The organism is Micrococcus sp. APC 4021, from assembly GCF_030407635.1.
GTDB lineage: Bacteria > Actinomycetota > Actinomycetes > Actinomycetales > Micrococcaceae > Micrococcus > Micrococcus luteus.
This window is the reverse complement of sequence record NZ_JASDCZ010000004.1, coordinates 16,944-42,135: the sequence shown is the minus strand read 5'-3', so window position 1 is coordinate 42,135 and position 25,192 is coordinate 16,944. Positions and strand designations below refer to the sequence as shown.

The following is a 25,192-nucleotide window of genomic DNA, read 5'->3' as shown; positions in this document are numbered from 1 at the left end:
ACAATGGACCGACGGGGGGTGGTGGTGGTCGCCATGGGTGTCTCCTTATTCGGGCTGCAGCTTGAGTGATCGCCACTGAAAGCTGTTCCTTGAGTCTCACCCCCCGTCGGTCCATTGTCAAGCGGTCCCGATAGTGGGAGACTGTTCAAGCTACGCGTTGCGAACGGACGGAGAACTATGAACATCGAAGAGGTCATCGGCACGAACCTGCGCCGGGTACGAGAGGGCCGGGGCCAGTCACAGACGGAGTTCGGGGCCGCCCTCGGCGAGGTCCTGGGGTCCACCTGGAAGCCCCAAACCGTGTCTGCCGCGGAGAAAGGCCGGCGGCAGTTCGTGGCGGCCGACCTGGTGGCGCTGGCGCACGCCCTAGGGGTCCCCGTGCCCACGCTTCTCACACCACCGAGCGACGTCACCACTGTCACGGCTGGCACAGTCGAGGTGCCCGCCTCGGCGCTCACGCTGTTGCCGTTCAGCGATGGGGAGACGGTGGACCCCCGATTCCTCGAATGGTCCTTCCGGGGGGTGGCGATGGGCCGGAAGTGGATTGACGAAGCCACGAAGGACGCCCGCGCCGCCCTGGACCGCGTCGACTCGGCGACGGAGTTCCAGCGGGGGAGGATCGAAGCGGTAGAGCGCGCATTGCGCGGCGAGGCACTCCCGGAAAGCGTCACGGGCGGCGGTGAGCCCGAGTGGGCAACGGAGGACAACGCCGCGGACGACGACGGGGAGGGCTGACCATGCCGCGCCCGCCGCTGACTGTGGGCACCTGGGGCCGGATCAGCGACCCCAAAGAGGTGTCCCCAGGCGTGTACCGCGCAATGGCCAAGGTCCGCGACGTGGACGGCGTCACGCGCAAGGTGGAGGCCCGCGCGTCGTCCAAGGAGCGCGCCCGCCGCGCCCTAGAGGCCCGCCTCCGCGCCCGCACGGCCCCGCCCGTCGGCGATGTCACCCCGGACACGCGCGTCCGCGAGGTCGCCCAACTATGGCTGGCGGACGTGGAGGCCCGCGGCCGGGCCGCCAACACCGTGAAGCGGTACCGGATCACGGTGGACCTGCACGTCTGCAAGGCCCGCGGCGGCGTCGGGGAACTCCGGGTGCGGGAATGCACCACGTCCCGCATGGAGGCGTTCCTCCGGGGCGTGGCGCGGGACCACGGGGCACCGTCGGCCAAGGTGGCCCGGACGGTCATGTCCGGCGTCCTCGGCCTCGCCGCCCGCCACGACGCGATCACGGGGAACCCGCTCCGGGAGGTGTCCCCCATCTCCGTCCCGCGCAAGGAGGTGCGCGCCCTGTCGGCGGCGGACGTCCGCGTCCTGCGCCGCAAGTTGGCGGCCTGGCAGTCGGAGCCGCCCGCGAACGGACGGAGGCAGCGCCCGGACGATCTGCTGGACGTCGTGGACGTCATGTTGGCCACGGGGTGCCGCATCTCGGAGGCGCTGGCCCTGCGCTGGCAGGACGTGGACGCGGACGGCCGAAAGGTGGCCATCACCGGCGCCGTCGTCGTCGCGGGCCGCGGGGGCGCCGTGCGTCAGGATCACCCCAAGTCGGCCGGGTCCGTCCAGACGTACACGGTGGACGCGCACACGGCGGACATGCTCCGGCGCCGCTGGGAACGGTCCATGGAGCTGGGGGTTGTGTCGCCGATGGTGTTCCCGTCGTCCACGGGGACCGTCCGAGACCCGTCGAACTACCGGAAACAGTGGCGCACGGCGCGGGAGTCCATTGGATTCGATTGGGTCACCCCGCACACGTTCCGCAAGACGGTGGCCACACGGGTGGCGGACGCGGAGGGCCTGGCCGCGGCCTCGGCGTACCTGGGCCACTCCGGGGAGGCCGTGACGCGGACCCACTACCGGGCCAAGGCGCCGGAGGCGGCGGATATGACGGCGGCCCTGGCCGGATTCTGGGAGGACGCGGACCGCGACGCGACGGAGGCACCCTAGGGTGAATCGGGTGGGTAAAGGGTGGATCGCGGCCCCCCGGCGCCCGACATGAACGGCCCCTGACCCGGCATCATGCCTAGTCAGGGGCCGTTTTCCGGTGGGCCCTGCGGGGATCGAACCCGCGACCGGCGGATTAAAAGTCCGATGCTCTGCCAGCTGAGCTAAAGGCCCCCACCCGCGGCCGACGACGACGGCGTGCGGCCGACGACGGCGACCCTCGCGGGTGCCCTCCGATGGTAGCCCAGGCGTCCGGGGCACTACCGTGGACGGGGCCGCCGCCTCCGGCGACCACATCCCCACCCCGATGCGCCCTCGAAGGGAGCCCGCCCATGGCACGTCACCGCCTGCCCGCCGGCCGCGGCGCCAGCTCGAGCGCCTCGGGCGTGCTGCGCCCCCACCGGCCCCGCCTCTCGGAACCGCAGGAGCTCACGCACTTCGCCGGCGGCGAAGACCCGCAGGAGGTGGCCGCGGCGGCCTCGCGCCTGGCCCACGCCCTCGTGGCCGGCGGCCGCGCGGAGGAGGACCCGGCCGTCGTCGAGCGGCTGGTCGGGCTGGTCCGCGAGCTCGGCGTCGAGACGCTCGCCGAGCTGTGGGCAGACGCCCCGCCCGTCTCGCTCGCCGGCGCCCTGTGGCGCCTGTACGCGCTGCAGGAGGCGACGACCCGCGACGGCGAGCGCTGGGCCGCCTGGTACCGCGCGGGGCACGCCGCCTACGCCTCGCGCGTCGTGGCGGGCGCCGTCGAGCCGCCGGGGCCGGCCGAGCTGCGCCGCCTCACGGACACGATCCTCACGGGCGCCTACCGCTCCGAGATCGACGTCGCGTTCGAGCGCGCCGCCGCCTACGCCCGCGTCGTGGCCCTGGGCCAGGTCGAGCACGCCGAGGGCTCCGAGGCCGCCGCCCCGGACCGCGCCGCCGCCCTCACCCGCCGGGCCGCGCGCCTGGTCAGCACCGCCGACGCCCTGGAGGCGGCGGGTCGAGCGTTTCGGGACGGATCGCTAGACTGAAGGGGACGGCGCCGGGCCGCTGGTAACCCCGGGCTCCAACACATAGCCGCTGCGAGCGGCCTTCCGCCGAGAGGCGTTCCCGGCCCGGCGTCGTCGTCGACCCCTTCGCCACCCGTCGACGAGAGAGCGACCGCTGCCCATGTCCCCCCGCATGCCCTGGCTCGTCACGCGCGACACCCCGGCGCTGCGCCACATGGCGGACCTCGCCGAGGCCCTGCACCGGTCCGTGCATCTGGTGGCCCAGGTCGCGGGGACCCGCGGACCCGAGGCGGACCGTGCCGCCCGTGAGCTCGAGGAGCTCGACTCGTCCTCGAGCGCCACCCTCATGGCCTTCCTCACCGCGCTGCGCAGCGCCTACGTGACTCCGCTGCCCCGTCAGGACCTCTACCGGCTGGCCAGCGGCGTGCACGCGGCCACCCGGCGCGTCGTGTCGGCGGGCGTGCTGATCCAACGGGCCGACCTCGAGGAGCTGCCGACGCACGCCCTCGACGTCCTCGAGACCGTGGGCCGGCAGGCCGAGCTGCTCGCCCGCAGCGCCGCCGAGATGCGCGACCTCGACGCCCTGGAGGCCACGTGGATGCAGCTGCTGCGCGCCTCCCGCCGCACGGAGCGGATCATGGTCGAGTGGCTCGCCGACCTCGGCATGGACCTGCTGCAGCGCGACTACAACCGCCAGCGCGAGGTCGCCTGGGCGCTGCACGCGGCGCTCGAGGCCCTCTCCCGCGTGAACATGGACCTGGGCATGGTGCTCGTCCGTGAGTCCTGAGCCGGTGGAGGCGCCGTGACCGCGGGGCTCGCCGTCGTCCTCGTGCTGCTGTGCGCCGTCGGCGCGCTGATGGGGTTCCGTGACGCCCCCAACGCCGCGGCGCTGCCTGTCCGGTACCGGGCGCTGACACCGCGCGGGGCCCTCCTCCTGACCGGAGCGGTCAACACCGTGGGCGCGCTGCTGGGCATCGGGCTCATCACGCTGAGCGTGCACTACTTCACCTCGCCCGCGGTGCGCAGCGAGATCGGCCCCCTGGCCGTGGGCGTGTCCTGCGCGGTGACCCTCGTGTGGGGTCTGCTGCTGTGGTGGCGGCGCCTGCCCGGCTCCAGCACGCACGCGCTGATCTCCGCGCTGGCGGGCAGCCACCTCGCCGTGCGCCTGAGCCTGCACATCGACGTCGCCCACACCATCTTCGACCTCGTCCGCGCCGAGGTGCTGCTCAGCCTGCTGCTCTCGCCCCTGATCGCGTGGGCGCTCGCCCGCCTGCTCACCGCGCCCGCCACGCGGCTCGCCACCCGCGGCACCACGGTCAACGTCCAGCACCGGGCCCGCGTCGCGTTGGGCATCTCCGCCAGCGCCATGGCCATGGGCCACGGCCTGCAGGCCGGTCAGCGCATGGGGGTGCTGTGGGCCGCCGTGCTGGTGGGGTCCGGGTCCGTCCTGGCGCCGGACGCCCTGACGGCCGAGTTCGTGGGGGGCGCGTTCCTGTTCGCCCTCGCGGTCGGGCTCGGCACGCTAGGCGGCGCCTGGCGGATCGCCTGGACCCTCACCGAGCGTCTCGTGCGCCTCGACCCCCTGCGGGCGTCCGTGGCCGCCGTCATCCCCGCGGGCCTGCTGTTCGTCGGATCCCTGGTGTTCCACCTGCCCCTGTCCTCCACCCACACGGCGACGGCGGCCATCGTGGGCGCCGGCCAGACGCAGACCTACGCGTCCGTGCGCTGGCCCACCGTGCTGCGCGTGGTCGGCTGGTGGCTGCTCACGCCGGTGGCCTGCGCGCTCCTCGGCCTCCTCGGCACGCTGGCCCTCCTCCTGCTGGCCTGAGGCCGCGCCCGACGACGCCCGGCCCCGCAGACGCAACGACCCCGCCCGGCGTGGGGCCGGACGGGGTCGGGGACGGAGCGCGGGGCGGCTCAGCCGAAACGGCCGGAGACGTAGTCCTCGGTCTGCTGGCTCGAGGGGTTGTTGAAGATGACGTTGGTGTCGTCGTACTCGATCAGCTTGCCGGGCTTGCCGACGCCCTGGATGTTGAAGAACGCGGTCTTGTCCGCCACGCGCGCGGCCTGCTGCATGTTGTGCGTGACGATGATGACCGTGTACTCCTCCTTGAGCTCGTTGATCAGGTCCTCGACGGCGAGGGTGGAGATCGGGTCGAGCGCGGAGCAGGGCTCGTCCATGAGGATCACGTCGGGCTGCACCGCGATGGAGCGGGCGATGCACAGACGCTGCTGCTGACCGCCGGAGAGGCCGGAGCCGGGCTTGTCGAGGCGGTCCTTGACCTCGTTCCACAGGTTGGCGCCGCGCAGGGACTTCTCCACGAGCTCGTCCGCACGGGACTTGTTCAGGCGGGTGCCGTTGAGCTTGTAGCCGGCCAGCACGTTGTCGCGGATGGACATCGTGGGGAACGGGTTCGGGCGCTGGAAGACCATGCCGATCTGGGAACGGACGCGGACCGGGTCCACACCGGGCCCGTAGATGTCCTCGCCGTCGAGCAGGAGCTGGCCGTCCACGGTGGCGCCGGGGAGCACCTCGTGCATGCGGTTGATGCTGCGCAGGAAGGTGGTCTTGCCGCAGCCGGAGGGGCCGATGAAGGCGGTGACGGAGCGGGGGGCGATGTCGATGTTGACGCCCTCGACGGCCTTGAACTTGCCGTAGAAGACATCGACGTCGATGGCCTGGATGCGCTTGGACATGAGTGGTTCTGTTCCTTCGTGGAAGTCTCTGGGGGGGTGCGACGGGGTCGGGGCCGGCCGCCCGGGGGATTCCGGGCGGCCGGACCTCATCGGCCCTTCTTGGGGGCGAACGCCTTGGCGATGAACCGTGCCGCCAGGTTGAGCAGCATGACGATGGTGACGAGCAGCAGGGCGGCTGCCCAGGCGCGGGCGGTCGAGGGGTCCGCCGCCGTGGGCGAGGTCGGGGCGACCAGCTGGCGGTAGATGTACACCGGCAGCGCGGTCATCCAGTTGTCGAACGGGTTCCAGTTGATGCTGGTGGCGAAGCCGGCCGTCACGAGGATCGGCGCGGTCTCGCCGGCCACGCGGGCGATGGCCAGGGTGACGCCGGAGGCGATGCCGGAGATCGCGGTGGGCAGGACCACCTTGGCGATGGTCTGCCACTTGCGGACGCCGAGGGCGTAGGCGCCCTCGCGCAGCTCGTTGGGCACCACGCGGAGCATCTCCTCCGTGGATCGCACGACCACGGGGATCATCAGCACGGAGAGCGCGATCGCGGCCGTGAGACCCATCTGCACGGACTGCAGTGCGGTGGACTTGCTGCCGGTGACCAGGGTCAGGACCCACGTGATCGCGGCGTAGGCGAAGAGGCCGGCCACGATCGAGGGGATGCCGGTCATGACGTCCACGAAGAACACGATGGCGCGGGAGAACCAGCCGCCGCGGCTGTACTCCACCAGGTAGATGGAGGTGAGCATGCCGATCGGCACGGAGATCAGGGTCGCGATGATCGTGATCACGACGGTGCCGATCAGGGCGTGGCCGAAACCGCCCGCGAGCCCGCCGGCGGGCTTGCCGTCCTCCACCCACGCCGAGTCGTCGATGCCGGTGATGCCCTTCATGTCGTACGCCATGATCTGCGGGTTGGCGATCAGGGTCGGCAGACCGGCGGAGAGGACCGACCACAGCACGGAGACCAGCGGCACCAGGGCCACGAGGAACGCCAGCCACACGAGGTTGCGGCACAGGCCGTCTGCGGCGCGGCGCCGGTTCTCCATCACGCGGGTGGCCACGTAGAGCCCCGCGATGTAGAGGATGGCGGCGATGATCACGAAACCGACGACGTTGAAGGCGCCGCTGAGCAGCACGGTCAGGCCGGCGGCGACGACGGCCGCGGCAGCTGCGACGGCCATCCAGGTCCAGCCGGGCTTCTGACCCTCGGTCAGGGAGTGACGCCGCGGCGTCACGCTGTCCTCGGTGGCCCGGGGAGAAGTCGAGACAGTGCTCATGTCAGTTGGCTCCCGAGAATTCCTTGTGCTTGTTCACGATCGCGCGGGCGATCATGTTCACCGCCAGGGTGATGATGAAGAGCATGAGACCGGCAGCGATCAGCTCGTGCAGGCGCATGTTGAACGCCTCGGGGAAGTTGAGCGCGATCTCCGACGGGATCGTCTGGTTCCTGCCGGACTCCACGAGCGACCAGGAGAAGACGCCGCCGGAGAGCACCATGGTGACCGCCATGGTCTCGCCGAGCGCGCGGCCGAGGCCGAGCATGATCGAGGAGACGATGCCGGCCCGGGCGAACGGGAACACGGTCATCTTGATCATCTCCCAGCGCGTGGCGCCGAGGCCGAGCGCGGCCTCCTCGTGGAGCTTCGGGGTCTGGGTGAAGATCTCACGGCAGAGCGCGGTGATGATCGGCAGAACCATCACGGCCAGCACGACGCCCGAGGTCAGCAGGGTGCGGCCCGTGGTGGTGGCCGAGCCGCCGAAGAACGGGATGAAGCCCAGGTTCTCGTTGAGCCAGCCGTAGATCGGCACCATCAGCGGAGCGAGCGTCAGCCAGCCCCACACGCCGTAGACCACGGAGGGGATCGCGGCCAGCAGATCGATCACGAAGCCCACCGACTGCGCGATGCGCGGGGGCGCATAGTGCGAGATGAACAGGGCGACACCGATCGCGACCGGGGTGGCGATGAGCAGAGCGATGATCGACACCATCACGGTGCCGGCCATGAGCGGCCACACGTACTGGAAGAAGGAGTCCGCAGACACGAGCTCCGCGCCCGGCTGCAGGGCAGGCCATGCCTCCGTCAGGAGGAAGACCGCCACGAAGGCGAGCACGAGCAGGATCAGGACGGCGGCCGCAAGGGCCCCGCCGGAGAGGAGCTTGTCTCCGGCGGCTCCGCGGCGGGGGCCGCGCAGGCTGGACGGCTTCGGTGCCGCCTCGTTGGTGGTTGAGGACACAGTGCCTTCCCTCAGATCGACGTGCGTGGTGATGGACGGGCCGCGACGAACGAGAGCCCTGACGCGGCTTCAGCCGCCGGGCCCGTGGGGCCCGGCGGCCGAAGCGGCGGTGGGTCAGCCGACAAGAAGCGACATCAGCCCTTGACCGAGATGGCCTCGATGCGCTCCATGGCCTTCTTGCGGGTGTCCTCGGAGATCGGGGCGTTGCCCGCGGACTCCTCGGCGGTCTTCTGACCGTCCTCGGACACGACGTACTCGGCGAAGGCCTTGACCTGGTCCACGGTCTCCTGCGACTCGTACTGGTTGCAGTAGATGTGGTAGGAGACCAACACGACGGGGTACACGCCGGACTCGTCGGTGGCGCGGTCGAGCTCGATCGAGCCGTCCTCCTTGGCCTCGGACTTCTCGACGGTCGCGGCCGCGGCCTCGGCGGAGTACTTCACGTACTCCTCGCCGACCTTCACGGACACGGTGCCCAGCTCGCCCACGGCGGAGGCGTCGGCGTAGGTGATGGCGCCCTCGGTCTGGGAGGCCAGGCCCACGACACCCTTGGTGCCCTGGGCCGACTCGGCGGTGATGTCGGACGGCCAGGTCTCGACCTCGTCGTAGGACCAGGCATCGCCGGCGGCCTCGGTGAGGTAGGCGGTGAAGTTCTCGGTGGTGCCCGAGTCGTCGGAACGGTGCACGACGGTGATCGGGGTGTCGGGCAGCTCGACGCCCTCGTTCTGCGCGGCGATGGCCTCGTCGTTCCAGTTCTTGATCTCGCCGGAGAACACCTTGGCGATGGTCTCGGCGTCCATCTTGACCTCATCGACGCCCGGCAGGTTGTAGGCCACGGCGATCGGGGAGATGTAGGCCGGCACGTGGAACGCACCCTCGTCGCCGCAGTTCTCCTTGGCGGACTCAGCCTCCTCCTCCTTGAGGGCGGCGTCGGAGCCGGCGAAGGAGGTGGCGCCGGCGAGGAACTTCTCACGACCGGCACCGGAGCCGTCCGGGGAGTACTGCACGGTCAGGTTCGGAGCGATCTCGGTGACACCCTGGGTCCAGGCGGTCATGGCCGCCTCCTGCGAGGAGGCGCCGGCGCCGACCAGGTTGCCCTGGACCTCGGAGGTGGTGCCCTGCTCGCCGCCGGCGGAGCCGGAGGCATGCTCGCCGCCGGCGGAGCCGGAGGCATCGGAGCCGCCGTTGCCGCTGTCCGCGGAGGAGCAGGCGGTCAGGGCGATGGCGGCCACGGACAGGAGGGCGGCGGAGCGGCCGAAGCGGTGAGCCTTCACGAAGAGCCTCTTTCAATCGGATGACGACGGTGAGGGCAGAGCGTCCGGCTGGCCCGGTTCTGCACCGCACCCGACCGTACGGTCCCGAGGTGAATCGAGTGCTCGGCCGGGGTGAACAGATGGTGAACGGGAGCGGCATTCGCAGGAATGATCTGTGCCGTGGGCCACAATGCTTGGTTGAGCCTCGCACGGCGGGGGCACCGCGGCGTCGGACTAGGCTGGCCGCATGACGGACCGCTTCGCCACCGCCACGGGCACGGTGCCGATGGTCGACCCCCAGACCCGCGGGGAACGTCTCGGCCGCTTCCTGCGTCGGCGCGCCCGTGCGGGCTGGTCCCGCGTCCGCTCCTCCGTGGGCCAGGCCGCCCTCGTCGCTGTCTGCGCGGTGGGCGCCTACTGGTTCGCGGAGGCCGTCCTGGGCCACCAGCAGCCCCTGTTCGCCTCCACCGCCCTGCTGATCGCCCTCGGCTTCCAACGGGAGCCGAAGCTGCGCAAGGTGGCCGAGGTCGCCGTCGGCTGCACCGTCGGCATCCTGATCGGGGACCTGCTCATGGTCGGGCTCGGCCGCGGCCTGTGGCAGGCCTCGGTGGTCCTGTTCGTGTCCGTGATGGTGGCCCGGTTCCTGGACTCCGGCGCCACGTTCACGATGCAGATGTCCCTGCAGTCCGTCCTCGTGGTCCTCCTGCCCATCGGCACGGGAGGGCCGTTCGTCCGCAGCCAGGACGCGATCGTGGGCGGCGTCCTGGCCCTGCTCGTCACGTTCCTCTCGCCCCAGGACGTGCGCCGTCCCGCGGTGCGTCAGCTGGGTGGGCTCTACGACTCGATCGCCACGGTGCTGCGCGACCTCTCCCGGGCCCTGCGGGAGGACGACTCCCGCACCGCCTGGATGGCGCTCGTGGCCAGCCGCGGCACGCACACCACGCTGGAGGCGCTGCGCAAGGAGCTGCGCGTCACGCATGAGCAGACCGTGTTCAACCCGCTGCACCGCTCCTCGCGCTCCTTCGTGGAGGACGCGGTGAACGCGGCGGACCGCTCGGACCTGGCGGTGCGCTCCCTGCGGATCGTGGCCCGGCGGGTGGTCTCGGTCCTGGACGAGGGTGTGTTCGACGACGACGACCGCGAGCGCCTGGCCGCCTGGTTCGACGACGCCGCGGACGCCGTCGAGATCCTGCACCGCTCCCTCGTGGAGCCGCAGGCCGAGGGCCGCCATCGCTCGCTTTCCGTGGCGCGGGACGCCCTGGGGGCGTCCGCGTCCGCGCTGGACCCGCACCAGCTGGGCGGCGGGTCCGTGCACGGCGAGGCGCTCGTGATGCTGCTGCGGCCCATGATGGTGGACCTCATCGAGGCCACGGGCGCCGAGCACGACGAGGCGCGCGGCTACCTGCCCCGCGTCTGAGCCCGACGGCGGCGCCGGCTAACGCGTCCGCCCCGGCTCCTAGAGTGGGCGCATGGCCACCAAGACCGCCCCGAAGCGTGCCCCCGGATACCGCTGCACCGAGTGCGGCTGGACCACCGTGAAGTGGGTCGGCCGCTGCGGGGAGTGCCAGTCGTGGGGCACGGTCGAGGAGATCGGGCTGACGTCCACCACCGGTCGCACGCGCGCGGCCACGGTCGCGGAGGTCGCGCCGCGCATCGGGGACGTGGACGCCACGCTGGCCTCGTTCCGATCCACGGGGGTGCGTGAGCTGGACCGCGTGCTCGGCGGCGGCCTCGTGCCGGGCGCGGTGATCCTGCTGGCCGGCGAGCCGGGCATCGGCAAGTCCACGCTGCTGTTGGACGTGGCCGCCCAGACGGCGCGCGGCGCGGGCGGCGGCGGTCCGCGCTCGGTGCTGTACCTGACGGGCGAGGAGTCGGCGGCGCAGGTGCGCTCCCGCGCAGACCGGATCGGGGCGATCGCGGAGACCCTGCGTCTGACGGCGGAGACGGACCTGGGCCGGGCGCTGGGGCAGATCGAGCGGACTGACCCGGAGCTGGTGATCGTGGACTCCGTGCAGACCCTGCAGTCCACCGAGGTGGACGGGATCGCCGGGGGCGTCAGCCAGGTGCGCGAGGTGGCGGCCAGCCTCATCCGCACGGCCAAGGAGAAGGGGATCACCACGGTCCTGGTGGGCCACGTGACGAAGGACGGGACCATCGCCGGCCCGCGGCTGCTCGAGCACCTCGTGGACGTGGTCTGCCAGTTCGAGGGGGACCGCCACTCACGGCTGCGCCTGGTGCGTGCGGTGAAGAACCGCTTCGGGCCCACGGACGAGGTCGGCTGCTTCGACCTGCGGGAGGACGGCATCGAGTCCCTGGACGACCCCTCCGGTCTGTTCCTCTCGGGCGTTTCGGAGCCGGTCGAGGGCACGTGCGTGACGGTGACGCTCGAGGGCCGGCGCCCGCTCGTGGCCGAGGTGCAGTCCTTGCTCACCCCGTCCGCCGGCGGCAGCCCGCGCCGCACCGTCTCCGGCGTGGACGCGGCGCGCGTGAACATGCTCCTGGCCGTGCTCCAGCGCCGGGCCCGTTTCGCCCTCGCCCAGGACGACTGCTACGTGGCCACCGTGGGCGGCGTGCGACTCTCGGAGCCCGCCTCGGACCTGGCCGTGGCCGTCGCCGTGGCCTCGGCGAAGCTCTCGGCCCCCGTCCCGCAGGGGATGATCGCGGTCGGCGAGCTCGGGCTGGCCGGGGAGGTGCGCCCCGTGCCCGGCATCGGGCGACGGGTGCGTGAGGCTGCGCGGCTGGGCTTCACCCGCGCGCTGGTCCCCCGCTCCCCCGAGCCGCTCGGGGAGGTCCCGGCGGGCTTCACGGTGGCGGAGGTCCGCTCGATCGGCGAGGCCCTCGCCACGATCCCCACGTGGACCGGCGGCGGCCCGGCCGCGCGTCCGGAGGCCGCCCCCGGCCGCTGACGACGCGCCCGGCTCAGCGGGACGGCGACGGCGACGGGTCGGTGGTCGTGGCGGGCGCCGCGGACGGCGAGGCCGACGCCGAGGCTGAGGCCGACGCCGGGTCGGAGGCGGACCCCGACGGGGAGGCGCTGCCGCTCGAGGAGGGGGTGGCCGAGGAGCCGCCGTCCTGGGCCCCCGGGGCGAGCTCCTCGAGGATCTTCAGCGCGACGGGGCGGGAGGTGACGTCGCCGAGGCTGACCGTCAGCAGATGGGGCCCGGGCTCCGCGAGAGCGCCGAGGCGGCCGCAGTCCTGGCTCGAGGCGCGGCCGGACCAGCGGTACACGGCGGTGAGCTCCTCGTGCGGGTACAGCACCCGCTGGGCCTCCGCGGGGTCCGCCTGGCAGATGCGGGTGGAGAAGACGTCGTCGCCCTCGGCCGTGCGGATCGTGAACTCCTGCCGGGCCGTGCCCACATCCGTGCGGCACGGGGTCGAGGAGAGGTTCGTGATGCCCAGGCGCAGCTCGGCCTCCTCCCCCCGCTGATACTCGGACCGGTCCGCGGAGGCGGCGATCCGCAGGTCCGAGGGCTGGCACTCGGCCGCGTCCTCGACGGCCACGGTGGGCGAGGCGGAGCCGGACTCGGCGTCCGTGGCCGGGGCGGGCGACGGGGAGTGCACCGGCGTCGGGGCGGCGGAGGGGTCGGCGTCCTCGGAGGAGAAGGCGCCGATCCCGGCACGGACGAGCGCCACGACGGCCCACCCCACCAGGATCAGGAGCACGAGGGCGAGCAGGGCGGCCACGAGCCGCCGGCGGCGGTAGACGGCGGGGGACGGCTTCGACCCGGGGGAAGTCGGACGAGACGGCATGCGATCCAGGGTAGGCGGCGGCGCACCCTACAGTGGACGCCATGCCCGCGCCCGCCCCCCTCGTCCCGCCCACGGTGGACGTGCCGCGCCTGCACGAGGCGGTGCTGGGCTGGTTCGTCGTCCACGCCCGGGACCTTCCCTGGCGCAGCCCGGACTGCTCCCCGTGGGGCGTGCTCGTCTCGGAGATCATGCTCCAGCAGACGCCGGTCGTGCGGGTGCTGCCTCGCTGGCGGGAGTGGCTGGAGCGCTGGCCGACCCCCGCGGACCTGGCCGTCGCCCCCACCGCAGACGTGCTCACGGCCTGGGGCCGGCTCGGCTACCCGCGCCGGGCCCTGCGCCTCCAGGAGGCCGCCCGGGCCGTCGTCGAGCGCCACGACGGCCGGGTGCCGGCCGACCCCGCCGCCCTGCGCGCCCTGCCCGGCATCGGCGAGTACACGGCCGCGGCGGTCGCGAGCTTCGCGTTCGGCATCCCCGAGACCGTCGTGGACACCAACGTGCGCCGGGTGATCGCGCGCGCGGTCGCGGGTGAGGCCCTGCCCGGCAGGTCGCTGACCCGCGCCGAGATGCGCCGCGCCCAGGCCCTCATGCCCGAGGACCCCACCCGCGCCAACGCGTGGAACGCGGCCGTCATGGAGCTCGGGGCCCTCGTCTGCACCGCCCGCTCCCCCGCCTGCGAGCGCTGCCCCCTGGCGGAGACGTGCGCGTGGGTCGCGGCGGGCTCCCCGCCGCCGGTGGAGGTGCCGCGCGGCCAGGCCTGGGCCGGCACGGACCGTCAGGTGCGCGGGGCCGTGATGGCCGCCGTCCGCGAGCACGGGCGCGTGGCCGAGGCGGAGGTGCCCGCCGTCGTCGTGGCCGGGGGGCGGCTCGGGTCGCACCGCCCCGAGGACGCGCAGTGGGCGCGGTGCGTGGCCGGGCTCGTGTCGGACGGGCTGCTGGCCCGGGGCGCCGACGGCGGCCTCACCTTCCCGGCCTGACCTCGCCGGGGCACGGGGCGACCCGCGGTGCGGCGGCTCAGAGGCGGCGGATCATCCGCGTGTTGCCGAGGGTGTTCGGCTTGACCCGGGCGAGGTCGAGGAACTCGGCGACGCCCTCGTCCGTGGAGCGCAGCAGTTCCGCGTAGACCTCCGGGTCCACGGCGGACTGGTCCGCCATCACCTCGAAACCGTGCCGGCGGAAGAACTCGACCTCGAAGGTCAGGCAGAAGACCCGCTCGACGCCCACGGCCCGCGCACGGTCCAGCAGCTCCTCGATGATCAGGTGCCCGACGCCGGCCCCCCGGTGGGCCTCCGAGACGGCGAGGGTGCGGACCTCGGCGATGTCCTGCCACATCACGTGGAGGGCGCCGAAGCCGGCCAGGGTCCCGTCCGCCTCCTCGGCGACCACGAACTCCTGGATGGCCTCGTAGTAGGCCACAGCCTCCTTCTGGAGCAGCACGCGCTCTTGCGCCAGCGGCTCCACGAGCGCCTGGATGACCGGCACGTCCTGGGTCCGCGCCGAGCGGAGGGTGAGGGGGCGGTCGGCAGGCATGGGGTCCAGTCTAGGCACGGACATCCCGACCCCGGACAGACGGGAGCCCCCGTCCCGGCGGACCGGGCGGGGGCTCCCGCGGCGTCGACGGCAGGCTCAGGCCTGCTGCTCGCCCTCGTCCCCGGACAGGAACTTCTCCTGCGCGCCGTCGACACCCTTGTTCACGGTGTCGCCGTGCTCGCCGAGCTTGTCGCCGTGCTGCTCCTGAGCGTTGTCCACGGCCTCGTCGATCTTGTCCGAGTGCTGGTTTGCGAGGTTGTTCAGGTCACCGATACCCATGGGCGGCCTCCTTCTTCTCGGGGCTGCTCCGCGGCCGTCCCGGCGAGTGCCGGGCCGAAGCGGAGACAGGACCACCGTCGAGCGGTCACAGACCACAGTGGCACCGATCCCGCCGCGAGGGAACCCCTCTCGCGTCTGCGGGGAGGCGGGCCGGTTCAGCGGTCCTTCGCGAGGCCGTCCTTGATGCCGGCGGCGGTGTCGCGGACCTCGGCCCCGACGTCCCCGCGGGGGCACGACGACGGCCCGCCGCCTCCTCCCGAGGGGGAGGGGCGACGGGCCGTGGCCACCGGACGCGCGGTCCGGCGTCGTGGGTCAGGCCCCGCGGGTCACGCGGAGCGGTCGGCGTCCACCGGATCGCCGGCACCGGGCTCGAGCTCGGCCAGGTCCGCACCCTCCAGGGCCTCCCGGCCGCCGGAGAACGTGAACGTCAGCTCGGCGCCCTCCCCCTCGCCCGTGGCGTCCACGGTGATGAGGGAGCCGGCCGGGATCTCACCGAAGAGGATCTTCTCCGAGAGCTGGTCCTCCACCATCTGCTGGATGGTGCGGCGCAGCGGGCGGGCGCCCATGGCCGGATCGTAGCCGCGGTCCGCGAGCAGATCCTTGGCGGACTGGGTGAGCTCGATGGACAGATCCTGCTCCGCCAGGCGCTTGCCGAGGCGGGAGACGAACAGGTCCACGATCTCCACGATCTCGTGCTTCTGCAGCTGCGGGAACACGATCACGTCGTCCACACGGTTGAGGAACTCGGGGCGGAAGTGCTGGCGCAGCTCCTCCTTGACCTTGCCCTTCATCCGCTCGTACCCGGTGGTGGTGTCCGTGGCCGACTGGAAGCCGGTCATGACGCCCTTGGAGATGTCCCGGGTGCCGAGGTTCGTGGTCATGATGATCACGGTGTTCTTGAAGTCCACCACACGGCCCTGCGAGTCGGTCAGGCGACCGTCCTCGAGGATCTGCAGCAGGGAGTTGAACAGGTCCTGATGGGCCTTCTCCACCTCGTCGAACAGCACCACGGAGAACGGACGGCGGCGGACCTTCTCGGTGAGCTGGCCGCCCTCCTCGTAGCCCACGTAGCCGGGAGGGGCGCCGAACAGACGCGAGACGGTGTGCTTCTCCTGGAACTCGGACATGTCCAGCGTGATGAGCGCGTCCTCGTCCCCGAAGAGGAACTCCGCGAGGGACTTGGCCAGCTCCGTCTTGCCGACGCCGGTGGGGCCGGCGAAGATGAACGACCCCGAGGGGCGGTTCGGGTCCTTCAGGCCCGCGCGGGTGCGGCGGATGGCGCGGGACAGGGACTTGATGGCCTCGTCCTGGCCGATCACGCGGCGGTGGAGCTCGTCCTCCATGTTGCGCAGGCGGTCCGTCTCCTCCTCGGTGAGCTTGAACACCGGGATGCCGGTGGACTTGGAGAGCACCTCGGCGATGAGGTCCTCGTCCACCGTGGCGACGTCGGCGTCCGCGCCGGTGCGCCACGCCTGCTCCTTCTCGCGGCGCTCGTCCCCGAGCTGCTGCTCCTGGTCCCGCAGGCGGGCGGCGCCCTCGAAGTCCTGGCCGTCGATGGCGGCCTCCTTCTGGGTGCGCACCTCCGCGATCCGGGACTCGTAGGCCTTGATCTCCGGCGGCACGGTCATGCGACGGATGCGCAGACGCGCGCCGGCCTCGTCGATCAGGTCGATGGCCTTGTCCGGCAGGTGCCGGTCGGAGACGTAGCGGTCCGCCAGGCCGGCGGCGGCCTTGAGCGCGCCGTCGGTGATGGAGACCTTGTGGTGCGCCTCGTAGCGGTCCCGCAGGCCGCGCAGGATCTCCGTGGCGTCCTCGACGGACGGCTCGGCGACCTGGATCGGCTGGAAGCGGCGCTCGAGCGCGGCGTCCTTCTCGATGTGCTTGCGGTACTCGTCCAGCGTGGTGGCGCCGATGGTCTGCAGCTCACCGCGGGCCAGCATCGGCTTGAGGATGCTGGCGGCGTCGATCGCGCCCTCGGCCGCACCCGCCCCGACGAGGGTGTGGATCTCGTCGATGAACAGGATGATGTCCCCGCGCGTGCGGATCTCCTTGAGCACCTTCTTCAGGCGCTCCTCGAAGTCGCCGCGGTAGCGGGAGCCGGCCACGAGGGAGCCGAGGTCCAGCGAGTAGAGCTGCTTGTCCCTGAGCGTCTCCGGGACGTCGCCGCGGTCGATCGCCTGGGCCAGGCCCTCGACGACGGCGGTCTTGCCGACGCCGGGCTCGCCGATGAGCACGGGGTTGTTCTTGGTGCGGCGGGAGAGCACCTGCATGACGCGCTCCATCTCGCCCGCACGCCCGATGACGGGATCCAGCTTGCCGTCGTGCGCGGCCGCGGTGAGGTTGCGTCCGAACTGGTCCAGCACCACGGAGCCGGCGTTCTGGCCGGCCTCGCCGCCCTGGCCCACCCCGGCGCCGGCGGTCTCCTTGCCACCCTGGGCGCCGCCCTGGTAGCCGGAGAGCAGCTGGATGACCGTCTGACGGACGCGGTTCAGGTCCGCGCCGAGCTGCACGAGCACCTGGGCGGCCACGCCCTCGCCCTCGCGGATCAGGCCGAGCAGGATGTGCTCGGTGCCGATGTAGTTGTGGCCGAGCTGCAGCGCCTCGCGCAGGGACAGCTCGAGCACCTTCTTGGCGCGCGGCGTGAAGGGGATGTGGCCGGGCGGGTTCTGCTGACCCTGGCCGATGTCCTCCTGCACCTTCTCTCGCACGGCGCCCAGGGAGATGTCCATGGACTCCAGTGCCTTGGCTGCGACGCCCTCACCCTCGTGGATCAGACCGAGCAGGATGTGCTCGGTACCGATGTAGCTGTGGTTGAGCATGCGCGCCTCTTCCTGGGCGAGCACGACCACCCGCCGGGCGCGGTCGGTGAATCTCTCGAACATGGGCACACTCCTTGCGTACGGTCGTGGTCGAGACTACGCACCCGGGCCGCGTGCCGCGCGACTGTTCGCCAGCGGGAGAAGCGGCCCGGCCGTCGTCGGGAGGGGCCGGAACGAGGCCCGGGGACGCCGATTCCTCGACGCACCCGGGCGGGGCGCTCACTTGCGCTTCGCGTTGCGGTAGGCCTCCACCACGTCGCGGTGCAGACGGCCCCGGCTCGAGACCTCGTAGCCGTTCTCGGCCGCCCACTTGCGGATCTGGGCGGCCTCGACCTTGGGCGACGGCGGCGCCACGGCGCGGCCCTTCTTCATGTAGGGCTTCAGGAACTCACGGAGTTCCGCAGCGTGCTCCTTCGACAGGTCGATCTCGTAATTGCGACCGTCCAATGCGAAGTTCACGGTCTCATCTGCAGGCGAACCGTCAAGATCATCCACGAGGACCACTTCTACCTTCTGTGCCAACGGTGATTCCCACTTTCTTCTCTCGTGCGCGTGTCCCTGGGTTCCGGTCTTCGCTCTCGGGGTTCTTTCCCGCGTGCTCACGATTCCGGCCGTGCACTTGTGGTGATTCAAGAATACCGCAACAAAGCCGGGCAGAAGGATTCTTCAACGCCGGGGAAGGAATCTCACCGGGCGCGGTCCTCCGGATCAGCCTCCGGCCCTCCCTCGGCTCGGCGTCGGGCCGCCCACTCACGGGCCTCGGCCTCCTCGCGGGCCGCCCGCGCGTCCGCGCCCGAGAGCCGGCGGGCCTGACTCTCGCGCTCGCCCGTGTCCGAACGCAGCAGGGAGCGCATCACCAGCCAGAAGATGAGCCCGAGGCCGATCGAGGGGGCGAGGACGGAGAAGTAGTCCCAGAAGTCGGCCATGTCAGGCCTCCGGCTTGAGCAGCGGGAAGAGGATGGTCTCGCGGATGCCGGCGTCCGTGAACAGCATCACCAGGCGGTCGATGCCCAGGCCGATGCCGCCCATGGGCGGGGCGCCGTACTCGAGGGCGCGCAGGAAGTCCTCGTCCAGCTGCATCGCCTCGTCGTCGCCGGCGGCCGCCATCGCCGACTGGGCGGTCAGGCGCTCGCGCTGGATGACGGGGTCGATCAGCTCGGAGAACGCGGTGCCGCGCTCCATGCCGCCGATGATCAGGTCCCACGCCTCGATGACCCGGTCGTCCGAGCGGTGCGGGCGCGCGAGCGGCTGAGCGGCCGGCGGGTAGTCGTACACGAACGTGGGGTTCATCAGGGTGGGCTCCACGATCTCGCCGAACAGCTCGATCACGAGCTTCTCCGCGTCCCACGCGGGGTCCACCTTGACCTCGTGCTCCGCGGCGATCGCCCGCAGCGTCTCGGCGTCCGTCTCCGGGGTGATCTCGCGGCCCACGGCCTCGGACAGCCCCGGGTACACGGCGACCCAGGCCCACTCGCCGTCGAGGTCGATGACGCCCTTCGCGGTCTCGAGCCGACGCCCGGCGCCCACCGCGCCCGCGGCGTTGAGGATGATCTCCTGCATGCGCTCGGCCATGACGTGCATGTCCGCCCACGCCTCATAGGACTCGAGGGTGGTGAACTCGGGCGAGTGGGTCGAGTCCACGCCCTCGTTGCGGAACACGCGGCCGATCTCGAACACGCGGTCGATGCCGCCGACGACGGCGCGCTTGAGGTACAGCTCGGTGGCGATGCGCAGGGTCATCGGCTGGTCGAACGCGTTGAGGTGCGTCTCGAAGGGACGCGCGAGGGCGCCGCCGTGGACGAGCTGGAGCATCGGGGTCTCCACCTCCACGTAGCCGTGGCCCTCGAGGGTGCGCCGCACCGCCGAGGTGACCTTGGCGCGGGTGTAGACCATGCGGCGGGCCTCGTCGCGCACGATCAGGTCCGCGTAGCGCTGGCGGACGCGGGTCTCCTCATTCAGGTCCGCGTGCAGCACGGGCAGGGGGCGCAGCGCCTTGGAGGCCATCTCCCATGCCGAGGCCATGATGGACAGCTCGCCGCGGCGCGAGACGATCACCTCGCCGGTGACGGAGAGGAAGTCGCCCAGGTCCACGACCTTCTTCCAGTCGGCCAGGGACTCCTCACCGACGGCGGCCAGGGACACCATGACCTGGAGGCGGACGGCCTCCCCGTCCGCGCCGGACTCCTGCAGGGTGGCGAAGCAGAGCTTGCCGGTGTTGCGGAGGAAGACGACGCGCCCGGTCACCGACACGGTCTCGCCCGAGGCCCAGTCAGGCTCGTGGCCGTCGAACCGCTCACGCACCTCGGCCAGCGCGTGGGTGCGCGGCACCTGCACGGGGTAGGCCTCGCGGCCCGAGGCGAGCAGCTGCTCACGCTTGGCGGCGCGGACGGCCTGCTGATCGTGGTGGTCGACGGCGGCGGAGGCGGAGTTCTGGGTGGTCACGGTCCCCGAGTCTACCGACGGCGCCCCGCCGGTCAGCCGCGCACCCCGGGGTTGACGAGGGCCGGGACCTCCGCGCCCGTGGCCATGGCGATCGCGTTGCGCGCGGCCAGCTCGGCCATCGCGGCGCGGGTGTCCCGGGTGGCGGAGCCCAGGTGCGGCAGGAGCATCACGTTCCCCAGCTCGGCCAGGCCCGGGGCGAGGGCGGGCTCGTCCTCGTAGACGTCCAGACCGGCGCCGAAGAGCCGCCCCTCGCGCAGGGCGGTGACGAGGGCCGCCTCGTCCACCACGGGCCCCCGGGCCGTGTTGACGAGGACGGCGTCGTCCTTCATCTTCGCGATCACGTCCGCATCCACGAGGTGGTGGGTCTCGTCCGTCAGGGGCACGTGGAGGGACAGGACGTCCGCGACCTCGACGAGCTCCTCCCAGCGGACCTGACGGACGCGGCCGGCGAGGTCGCCGAGCTCCGCGGCCGCGACCTCCCGGTGCGCGGGCGGCCGCGGCGCGAACACGACGTCCATGCCGAAGACGAGCGCACGCTCGGCCACCGCCTTGCCGATCCGCCCGAAACCGGCCAGGCCCAGGGTCGCGCCGCGCACGTCCCGGCCCACGAGCAGGTCCGGCGCCCAGCCGTGGAAGCGCCCCTCGCGCACCATCCGCTCACCCTCGTGGGCGCGGCGGGTCACACCGAGGATCAGGAGCATCGCGATGTCCGCGGTGGCGTCCGTGAGCACGTCCGGGGTGTTGCCGACGGCGATCCCCCGCCGCGCGCCACCGCTCCGTGCTCCAGGCCCTGACCGGCCTCCTGCTGGGCATGTTCGTCTCGATGATCGCCAACACGGTGGTCTCGACCTCGATGCCGGTGATCATCCACGACATCGGCGGCGACCAGACCGCCTACACCTGGGTCATCACCTCGGCCCTGCTCGCCACGGCCATCGCCACCCCGATCTGGGGCAAGCTGGCCGACCTCGTCAACCGCAAGGTCCTCTTCCAGGTCGCCCTGGCGATCTTCGTCGCCGCCTCCGCGGCGGCCGGGTTCACCCACGATCCGACCTTCCTGATCGTCTGCCGCACCGTGCAGGGCCTGGGCGGCGGCGGCCTCGTCGCGCTCAGCCAGGTGATCATGGCGGACATCATCAGCCCGCGTGAGCGCGGCCGCTACATGGGCCTGTTCGGCGCCGTGATGGCCGTGGCCACGGTGGGCGGCCCGCTCGCCGGCGGCGTGATCACCGACCTGTGGGGCTGGCGCTGGAACTTCTTCGTGGCGGTGCCCTTCGCCGTCGTCGCCCTGGTGATGGTGCAGCGCACCCTCCACCTCCCGCACCGCGAGCGCCAGAAGGTGTCCATCGACTACCTCGGCATCGTGTTCCTGACCGCGGCCACCGCGCTGCTGCTGATCTGGGTCACCAGCGCCGGTCGCGACTTCGACTGGGCCAGCACCACCACCGCATGGATGCTCGGCGGCGCCGCCGTCGCCACCGTCCTGTTCGTCGTGACCGAGCTGCGCGTCGCCGAGCCGCTCATCCCGCTCACCCTCTTCCGCGACCGCACCTTCACCCTCGCGACGATCGCCTCGATCGCCACGGGCCTGGCCATGTTCGGCTCCTCCGTCTACCTGGCCCAGTACATGCAGCTGGCCCGCGGCGCGACGCCGACCCAGGCCGGCCTCATGACCATCCCGATGATCCTCGGCCTGCTCGTGTCCTCCACGGTGATCGGCGGCCTCATCACCCGCACCGGCGTGTGGAAGCGCTGGCTCGTGATCGGCGCCGTCCTGCTGATCGCCGGCACCGCCCTGCTCGGCACCCTGCACTACGACACCTCCTTCTGGCTGGTGTCCCTCTACATGTTCCTGCTCGGCGCCGGCGTCGGCATGACCATGCAGAACCTCGTGCTCGTGGTGCAGAACACCACCGACCCGCGGCAGATGGGCGTCGCCAGCTCCGGCGTCACCTTCTTCCGCACCCTGGGCGGCAGCATCGGTGTCGCCGTGATGGGCGCCGTGGTCTCCAACGTGGTCCCGGACCGCATCGAGGAGCGCCGCGCGGACCTCGCCGCGGCCCTGCGCAGCCTGGGCCCGGACGCCGCCGAGTGGTCCGAGAGCCTGCAGTCCAGCACCCTGCCACGCGTGGCGGAGATGCCCGACGGCCTGCGCTCGATCTTCGAGGACGTCTACGCCACCGGCATCTCCCACGCGTTCCTCGTGGGCGTGCCGCTCGCGATCGTCGCGCTGATCGCGATCCTGTTCCTGCCGAACATCCCGCTGGGCCGCATGACCACCTCCGAGCGCCTCCACGCCACCCGCGCCGACCTGGCCACCCACTCCACGGCCGAGGCCATGCAGACGCTGCCCGCGACCGGTCCGATCCCCGTGGTGACCGCGGCGCAGGGGCAGCATCCGGCCGAGGACCCGGAGGAGTCCCGGGCGGTGACGGCCGAGCGCCCGGCGACGGCGTCGCCGGTGGCCGGCCGGCCCGTCGTCCCCGCAGCACTGGCCGTGTCAGGGGCGGCCCTGCTGGCGGCCGTCGTCACCGCACTGGTCCGGGCCCGCCGTGGCTGACGGCGCCCCGGACTCGGGCGGAGGCGGCGACGACGCGGGCTTCGAGGCCGCCGTCCAGGGGCTCGAGCAGGCGTTCTCGCGTCTGGTCCTGCAGCACCGCCAGGTGATGGCCCGCTACGCGGCGGCCCTCAGCCCGGCCCTGTCCGTCGGGGCGATGAAGGCGTTCATGATGCTGGCCAACGAGGGGACCATGACGCCCTCGGCCGTGGCCGAGGGCCTGCTGGTGGACCGCGCCCAGGTCTCCCGCATGGTCCGCGACCTCGAGGCTGCCGGGCTGATCACCCGCGAGCCGGACCCGCGGGACCGCCGCTCCGCCCTCCTGAGCGCCAGCCCCGAGGGGCTCGCCCGCCTCGACGCGGTGCGCGGCGGCCCGGCGGGTCGCGGGCTGCGCGACGACCTGGCGCGCTGGGACCGCGAGGACATCCGTACGCTGACGCGCCTGTTGGACCGGCTGGCCGCCGAGCGTCAGACCCGGATGCAGGACCCCGCCGAATCCGAGTGAGCCGCCGGCCGGACCCGCGGGGCCCGGCCGGCGGGCGGGATCACCAGATGGTGACGCGCTCCTCCGGGGCCAGCCACATGGGGTCGCCCTCGCGCGTGCCGAACGCCTCGTGGAAGGCGTCGATGTTCTTGACCACCTGGTTGCAGCGGAACTCGTTGGGCGAGTGCGGGTCCGAGGCGATGCGGGTGACCATGGCCTCCGGTCGCGTGAGCTGACGCCACACGGTGGCCCAGGCGGTGAAGAACTCGCGGTCCCCCGCCGCGGCGTCGAGGGAGGCGCCGTCGCCCTCGTCCCGCCAGATCTCCAAGGCGCGGTGGGCGATGCCCAGGCCGCCGAGGTCGCCGATGTTCTCCCCGAGGGTGAACTCGCCGTTGACGCGGTGGTCCGGGGCCTCGGCCGGGGAGAGCGCGTTGTACTGGGCCACCAGCCGGGAGGTGCGCTCGGTGAACGCCGTGCGGTCCTCCTCGGTCCACCAGTCCTCGAGCCGGCCGGCGCCGTCGTACCGCGAGCCCTGGTCGTCGAAGCCGTGGCCGATCACGGCGCCGATCGCCCCCAGGTTCGCGGCCATCGAGGCCTCGGGGTCGAAGAACGGGGGCTGCAGGATGGCGGCCGGGAAGACGATCGCGTTCTCGAGCGGCGAGTAGTACGCGTTCACCGTCTGCGGCGTGATGTGCCACTCCTCCGGGTCCGGCCCGTCCGCGATCTTGCGCAGGTCCCGCTCCCACTCGAGCTCCGAGGAGGAGCGGGCGTTGCCCAGCAGGTCGCCGGCATGGACCTCGAGGGCGGAGTAGTCCAGCCACTTCGAGGGGTAGCCCACCATGGGGCGGAACATCGCCAGCTTCTCGAGCGCCCGCTGACGGGTCTCCTCCCCCATCCACTCGAGCTCCTCGATGGACCGGCGGTAGGCCTCCTGGAGCAGGCCCACGAGCTCGTCCATCGCGGCCACGTGGCCCTGCGGGAAGTGGCGGGCCACGTAGAGCTGCGCCACGTCCTCGCCGGCCGCCCCGTTGACGAACGCGACCGCGCGCTTCCAGCGGGGGCGGACCTCCTCGGTGCCGGCCAGGCGGCGGCCGTAGAAGGAGAAGTTCTCCTGCACGAACGCGTCCGGCAGGAAGCCGGCGAAGGAGCGCAGCACCTGCAGGATCAGCCAGTGACGCCAGTCCTCGAGGTCGGCGGCCTCGGGTCCCTCGAGCAGCCCCTGCACACCGGAGAGGAAGTCCGGCTGCCACACCACGACCTCCGCGGCGCGCTCGCCGGCGGCGTCCACGCCCTCGAGCCAGGCGTCGGCCAGGGGGAAGAGCTCCGTCAGCCGGTCGTGGGTCATGAGGTTGTAGCGGGCCACGGCGTCCCGGGTGCGGACCACGTCCCAGTGCAGGGCGGCGATGCGCTTCTCCAGCTCCACCACCCGGACGCCCAGCGCGGCGGCCTCGTCCCGGTCCGCGCCGATCCCGGCCAGCGCCAGCAGACGGCCGGTGTGCTCGGTGTACTGCTCGAGGATCTCGGCGTAGGCCTCGTCCCGGTAGTAGGACTCGTCCGGCAGGCCCAGGCCGCCCTGGAGCAGGTGCAGGAGCATGCGGTCCGGGTTCCCGGCGTCGTTGAGGGCGCCGGTGTTGATGAGGCCGGAGACGCCCTGGCGCTGCAGTCGCCCGGACAGGGCGAGCAGCTCCGCGGGGGTGGACACGGTGGCCACCGCCGCCAGGTCCGAGGCGATCGGCTCGAGGCCGCGGGCCTCCACGGTCTCGTCGTCCATGAACGAGGCGTACAGCGCGGCGATCCGGCGCTTGAGCTCCGGATGCTCCGTGCCCTCCGCGTCCTCCTCGTCCAGCGGGGCGAGCGGGACGTCCCGGTGCGCGCCGGCCGCGGCCGTGGCCTGCACGCGCGCCTGGGCGGGGTCGAAGCCCGTGCCGACCTCGCGCACGGCGTCCTCGCACAGGTGCCGGACGGCGAGCTCGGCCGCGTCCCGCAGCTCGAGGAACGCGCCGTAGGCGCCCTGGTCCGCGGGGATCTCATGGGTGTCCAGCCACCCGGCGTTGACGTGGCGGTACAGGTCCTCGCGCGGCGACGGGACTTCGGGCTCGGCGGTGGCGGTCACGGCGGATCCTCCTGGACGTGGGGGTGGACGGTCTCGCACGGCACTCTAGCCGTGACACCGGACACGACGACGGGCACCGCACCCTGGCCGGGTGCGTGCCCGTCGTCGAGGGGACGGCC

The 25,192-nt window shown here is 72.4% G+C and carries 22 protein-coding genes, 1 tRNA gene and 1 pseudogene; 10 read left to right on the top strand and 14 right to left on the bottom strand.

The annotated features are described in order from the left end of the window. Nucleotides 1–177: 177 nt before the first annotated feature. Together QL983_RS01045 and QL983_RS01040 are read left to right on the top strand one after the other, a co-directional pair. Nucleotides 178–735 (top strand): helix-turn-helix transcriptional regulator, encoded by a 558-nt coding sequence (locus QL983_RS01045; RefSeq protein WP_290151115.1) that lies wholly within the window; start codon nucleotides 178–180, stop codon nucleotides 733–735. A 71-nt stretch (nucleotides 736–806) separates the two neighbouring features. After that, complete coding sequence (locus QL983_RS01040) at nucleotides 807–1,943, top strand: tyrosine-type recombinase/integrase (protein ID WP_148244921.1); 1,137 nt, start codon at nucleotides 807–809, stop codon at nucleotides 1,941–1,943. Nucleotides 1,944–2,041: 98 nt separating this feature from the next. Here the strand turns inward: QL983_RS01040 and QL983_RS01035 are convergent. After that, a tRNA-Lys gene (locus QL983_RS01035) sits at nucleotides 2,042–2,114 on the bottom strand. A 158-nt stretch (nucleotides 2,115–2,272) separates the two neighbouring features. Between QL983_RS01035 and QL983_RS01030 the strand changes: the two genes are divergently transcribed. The 3 genes from QL983_RS01030 (at nucleotide 2,273) to QL983_RS01020 (ending at nucleotide 4,754) form a co-directional block, all read left to right on the top strand. Beyond that, a complete protein-coding gene (locus QL983_RS01030; RefSeq protein ID WP_002856103.1) occupies nucleotides 2,273–2,947 on the top strand; it encodes a hypothetical protein in 675 nt (224 codons plus the stop codon). 139 nt (nucleotides 2,948–3,086) lie between these two features. Beyond that, a complete protein-coding gene (locus tag QL983_RS01025) occupies nucleotides 3,087–3,713 on the top strand; it encodes a hypothetical protein (RefSeq protein ID WP_010079633.1) in 627 nt (208 codons plus the stop codon). Nucleotides 3,714–3,728: 15 nt separating this feature from the next. Further along, a complete protein-coding gene (locus QL983_RS01020; protein WP_290151114.1) occupies nucleotides 3,729–4,754 on the top strand; it encodes an inorganic phosphate transporter in 1,026 nt (341 codons plus the stop codon). An 89-nt stretch (nucleotides 4,755–4,843) separates the two neighbouring features. Here the strand turns inward: QL983_RS01020 and pstB are convergent, their stop codons facing one another. The 4 genes from pstB to pstS form a co-directional block, all read right to left on the bottom strand. Then, nucleotides 4,844–5,623 carry a phosphate ABC transporter ATP-binding protein PstB gene (pstB, locus tag QL983_RS01015; protein WP_036384205.1) on the bottom strand — a complete coding sequence of 260 codons (780 nt, stop codon included), beginning with the start codon at nucleotides 5,621–5,623 and terminating at the stop codon, nucleotides 4,844–4,846. An 86-nt stretch (nucleotides 5,624–5,709) separates the two neighbouring features. Further along, entirely contained in the window at nucleotides 5,710–6,891 is a 1,182-nt protein-coding gene (pstA, locus tag QL983_RS01010) for a phosphate ABC transporter permease PstA (RefSeq protein WP_036384203.1), read from the bottom strand. Between the two features lies 1 nt (nucleotide 6,892). Next, entirely contained in the window at nucleotides 6,893–7,849 is a 957-nt protein-coding gene (gene pstC, locus QL983_RS01005) for a phosphate ABC transporter permease subunit PstC (RefSeq protein ID WP_044658633.1), read from the bottom strand. Between the two features lie 134 nt (nucleotides 7,850–7,983). After that, nucleotides 7,984–9,123: a phosphate ABC transporter substrate-binding protein PstS gene (gene pstS, locus QL983_RS01000; RefSeq protein ID WP_020624566.1), complete on the bottom strand. Its 1,140-nt coding sequence runs from the start codon at nucleotides 9,121–9,123 to the stop codon at nucleotides 7,984–7,986. A 226-nt stretch (nucleotides 9,124–9,349) separates the two neighbouring features. Between pstS and QL983_RS00995 the strand changes: the two genes are divergently transcribed. Together QL983_RS00995 and radA are read left to right on the top strand one after the other, a co-directional pair. After that, the gene (locus tag QL983_RS00995; protein WP_290151105.1) at nucleotides 9,350–10,519 is read left to right on the top strand and encodes an FUSC family protein; all 1,170 of its coding nucleotides are present in this window, start codon (nucleotides 9,350–9,352) and stop codon (nucleotides 10,517–10,519) included. 52 nt (nucleotides 10,520–10,571) lie between these two features. Continuing rightward, the gene (gene radA / locus QL983_RS00990) at nucleotides 10,572–12,008 is read left to right on the top strand and encodes a DNA repair protein RadA (RefSeq protein WP_102708227.1); all 1,437 of its coding nucleotides are present in this window, start codon (nucleotides 10,572–10,574) and stop codon (nucleotides 12,006–12,008) included. Nucleotides 12,009–12,021: 13 nt separating this feature from the next. On the opposite strand, the gene QL983_RS00985 is transcribed toward radA, so the two are convergent. After that, nucleotides 12,022–12,852 carry a hypothetical protein gene (locus QL983_RS00985; protein WP_102708228.1) on the bottom strand — a complete coding sequence of 277 codons (831 nt, stop codon included), beginning with the start codon at nucleotides 12,850–12,852 and terminating at the stop codon, nucleotides 12,022–12,024. Nucleotides 12,853–12,893: 41 nt separating this feature from the next. Between QL983_RS00985 and QL983_RS00980 the strand changes: the two genes are divergently transcribed. Then, complete coding sequence (locus tag QL983_RS00980) at nucleotides 12,894–13,826, top strand: A/G-specific adenine glycosylase (RefSeq protein ID WP_180971853.1); 933 nt, start codon at nucleotides 12,894–12,896, stop codon at nucleotides 13,824–13,826. A 37-nt stretch (nucleotides 13,827–13,863) separates the two neighbouring features. Here QL983_RS00980 and QL983_RS00975 read toward each other — a convergent pair whose 3' ends face one another. The 7 genes and pseudogenes from QL983_RS00975 to QL983_RS00945 form a co-directional block, all read right to left on the bottom strand. Continuing rightward, nucleotides 13,864–14,379 (bottom strand): amino-acid N-acetyltransferase, encoded by a 516-nt coding sequence (locus QL983_RS00975; protein WP_102708230.1) that lies wholly within the window; start codon nucleotides 14,377–14,379, stop codon nucleotides 13,864–13,866. 96 nt (nucleotides 14,380–14,475) lie between these two features. Next, nucleotides 14,476–14,658: an Rv0909 family putative TA system antitoxin gene (locus QL983_RS00970; RefSeq protein ID WP_041104640.1), complete on the bottom strand. Its 183-nt coding sequence runs from the start codon at nucleotides 14,656–14,658 to the stop codon at nucleotides 14,476–14,478. Nucleotides 14,659–14,984: 326 nt separating this feature from the next. Continuing rightward, nucleotides 14,985–17,540 (bottom strand): ATP-dependent Clp protease ATP-binding subunit, encoded by a 2,556-nt coding sequence (locus tag QL983_RS00965; protein WP_102708231.1) that lies wholly within the window; start codon nucleotides 17,538–17,540, stop codon nucleotides 14,985–14,987. Nucleotides 17,541–17,696: 156 nt separating this feature from the next. Continuing rightward, nucleotides 17,697–17,999: an Lsr2 family protein gene (locus tag QL983_RS00960; RefSeq protein ID WP_036314827.1), complete on the bottom strand. Its 303-nt coding sequence runs from the start codon at nucleotides 17,997–17,999 to the stop codon at nucleotides 17,697–17,699. A 164-nt stretch (nucleotides 18,000–18,163) separates the two neighbouring features. Next, the gene (locus QL983_RS00955) at nucleotides 18,164–18,403 is read right to left on the bottom strand and encodes a hypothetical protein (RefSeq protein WP_002856071.1); all 240 of its coding nucleotides are present in this window, start codon (nucleotides 18,401–18,403) and stop codon (nucleotides 18,164–18,166) included. 1 nt (nucleotide 18,404) lies between these two features. After that, nucleotides 18,405–19,919: a lysine--tRNA ligase gene (gene lysS / locus QL983_RS00950; protein ID WP_102708232.1), complete on the bottom strand. Its 1,515-nt coding sequence runs from the start codon at nucleotides 19,917–19,919 to the stop codon at nucleotides 18,405–18,407. A 32-nt stretch (nucleotides 19,920–19,951) separates the two neighbouring features. Beyond that, a pseudogene (locus QL983_RS00945) lies at nucleotides 19,952–20,677 on the bottom strand (NAD(P)-dependent oxidoreductase); the annotation flags it as partial. 53 nt (nucleotides 20,678–20,730) lie between these two features. Here QL983_RS00945 and QL983_RS00940 point away from each other — a divergent pair. Then, nucleotides 20,731–22,479 (top strand): MDR family MFS transporter, encoded by a 1,749-nt coding sequence (locus tag QL983_RS00940; RefSeq protein WP_290151116.1) that lies wholly within the window; start codon nucleotides 20,731–20,733, stop codon nucleotides 22,477–22,479. Next, entirely contained in the window at nucleotides 22,472–22,981 is a 510-nt protein-coding gene (locus tag QL983_RS00935; protein WP_102708235.1) for a MarR family transcriptional regulator, read from the top strand. Before QL983_RS00940 ends, QL983_RS00935 begins: the two co-directional genes overlap by 8 nt. 40 nt (nucleotides 22,982–23,021) lie before the next feature. Here the strand turns inward: QL983_RS00935 and QL983_RS00930 are convergent, their stop codons facing one another. Further along, nucleotides 23,022–25,073: a M13-type metalloendopeptidase gene (locus QL983_RS00930; protein WP_290151089.1), complete on the bottom strand. Its 2,052-nt coding sequence runs from the start codon at nucleotides 25,071–25,073 to the stop codon at nucleotides 23,022–23,024. Between the last annotated feature and the right edge of the window lie 119 nt (nucleotides 25,074–25,192).

Coding starts and splice junctions, on each gene's coding strand:
- QL983_RS00985 (WP_102708228.1), bottom strand. CDS start 12,852: ATGCCGTCTCGTCCGACTTCCCCCGGGTCGAAGCCGTCCCCCGCCGTC.
- QL983_RS00955 (WP_002856071.1), bottom strand. CDS start 18,403: ATGGCCGACTTCTGGGACTACTTCTCCGTCCTCGCCCCCTCGATCGGC.
- QL983_RS00995 (WP_290151105.1), top strand. CDS start 9,350: ATGACGGACCGCTTCGCCACCGCCACGGGCACGGTGCCGATGGTCGAC.
- QL983_RS00970 (WP_041104640.1), bottom strand. CDS start 14,658: ATGGGTATCGGTGACCTGAACAACCTCGCAAACCAGCACTCGGACAAG.
- QL983_RS00975 (WP_102708230.1), bottom strand. CDS start 14,379: ATGCCTGCCGACCGCCCCCTCACCCTCCGCTCGGCGCGGACCCAGGAC.
- QL983_RS01025 (WP_010079633.1), top strand. CDS start 3,087: ATGTCCCCCCGCATGCCCTGGCTCGTCACGCGCGACACCCCGGCGCTG.
- QL983_RS00965 (WP_102708231.1), bottom strand. CDS start 17,540: ATGTTCGAGAGATTCACCGACCGCGCCCGGCGGGTGGTCGTGCTCGCC.
- QL983_RS00940 (WP_290151116.1), top strand. CDS start 20,731: ATGTTCGTCTCGATGATCGCCAACACGGTGGTCTCGACCTCGATGCCG.
- QL983_RS00980 (WP_180971853.1), top strand. CDS start 12,894: ATGCCCGCGCCCGCCCCCCTCGTCCCGCCCACGGTGGACGTGCCGCGC.
- radA (WP_102708227.1), top strand. CDS start 10,572: ATGGCCACCAAGACCGCCCCGAAGCGTGCCCCCGGATACCGCTGCACC.
- pstA (WP_036384203.1), bottom strand. CDS start 6,891: ATGAGCACTGTCTCGACTTCTCCCCGGGCCACCGAGGACAGCGTGACG.
- QL983_RS01045 (WP_290151115.1), top strand. CDS start 178: ATGAACATCGAAGAGGTCATCGGCACGAACCTGCGCCGGGTACGAGAG.
- QL983_RS01030 (WP_002856103.1), top strand. CDS start 2,273: ATGGCACGTCACCGCCTGCCCGCCGGCCGCGGCGCCAGCTCGAGCGCC.
- pstB (WP_036384205.1), bottom strand. CDS start 5,623: ATGTCCAAGCGCATCCAGGCCATCGACGTCGATGTCTTCTACGGCAAG.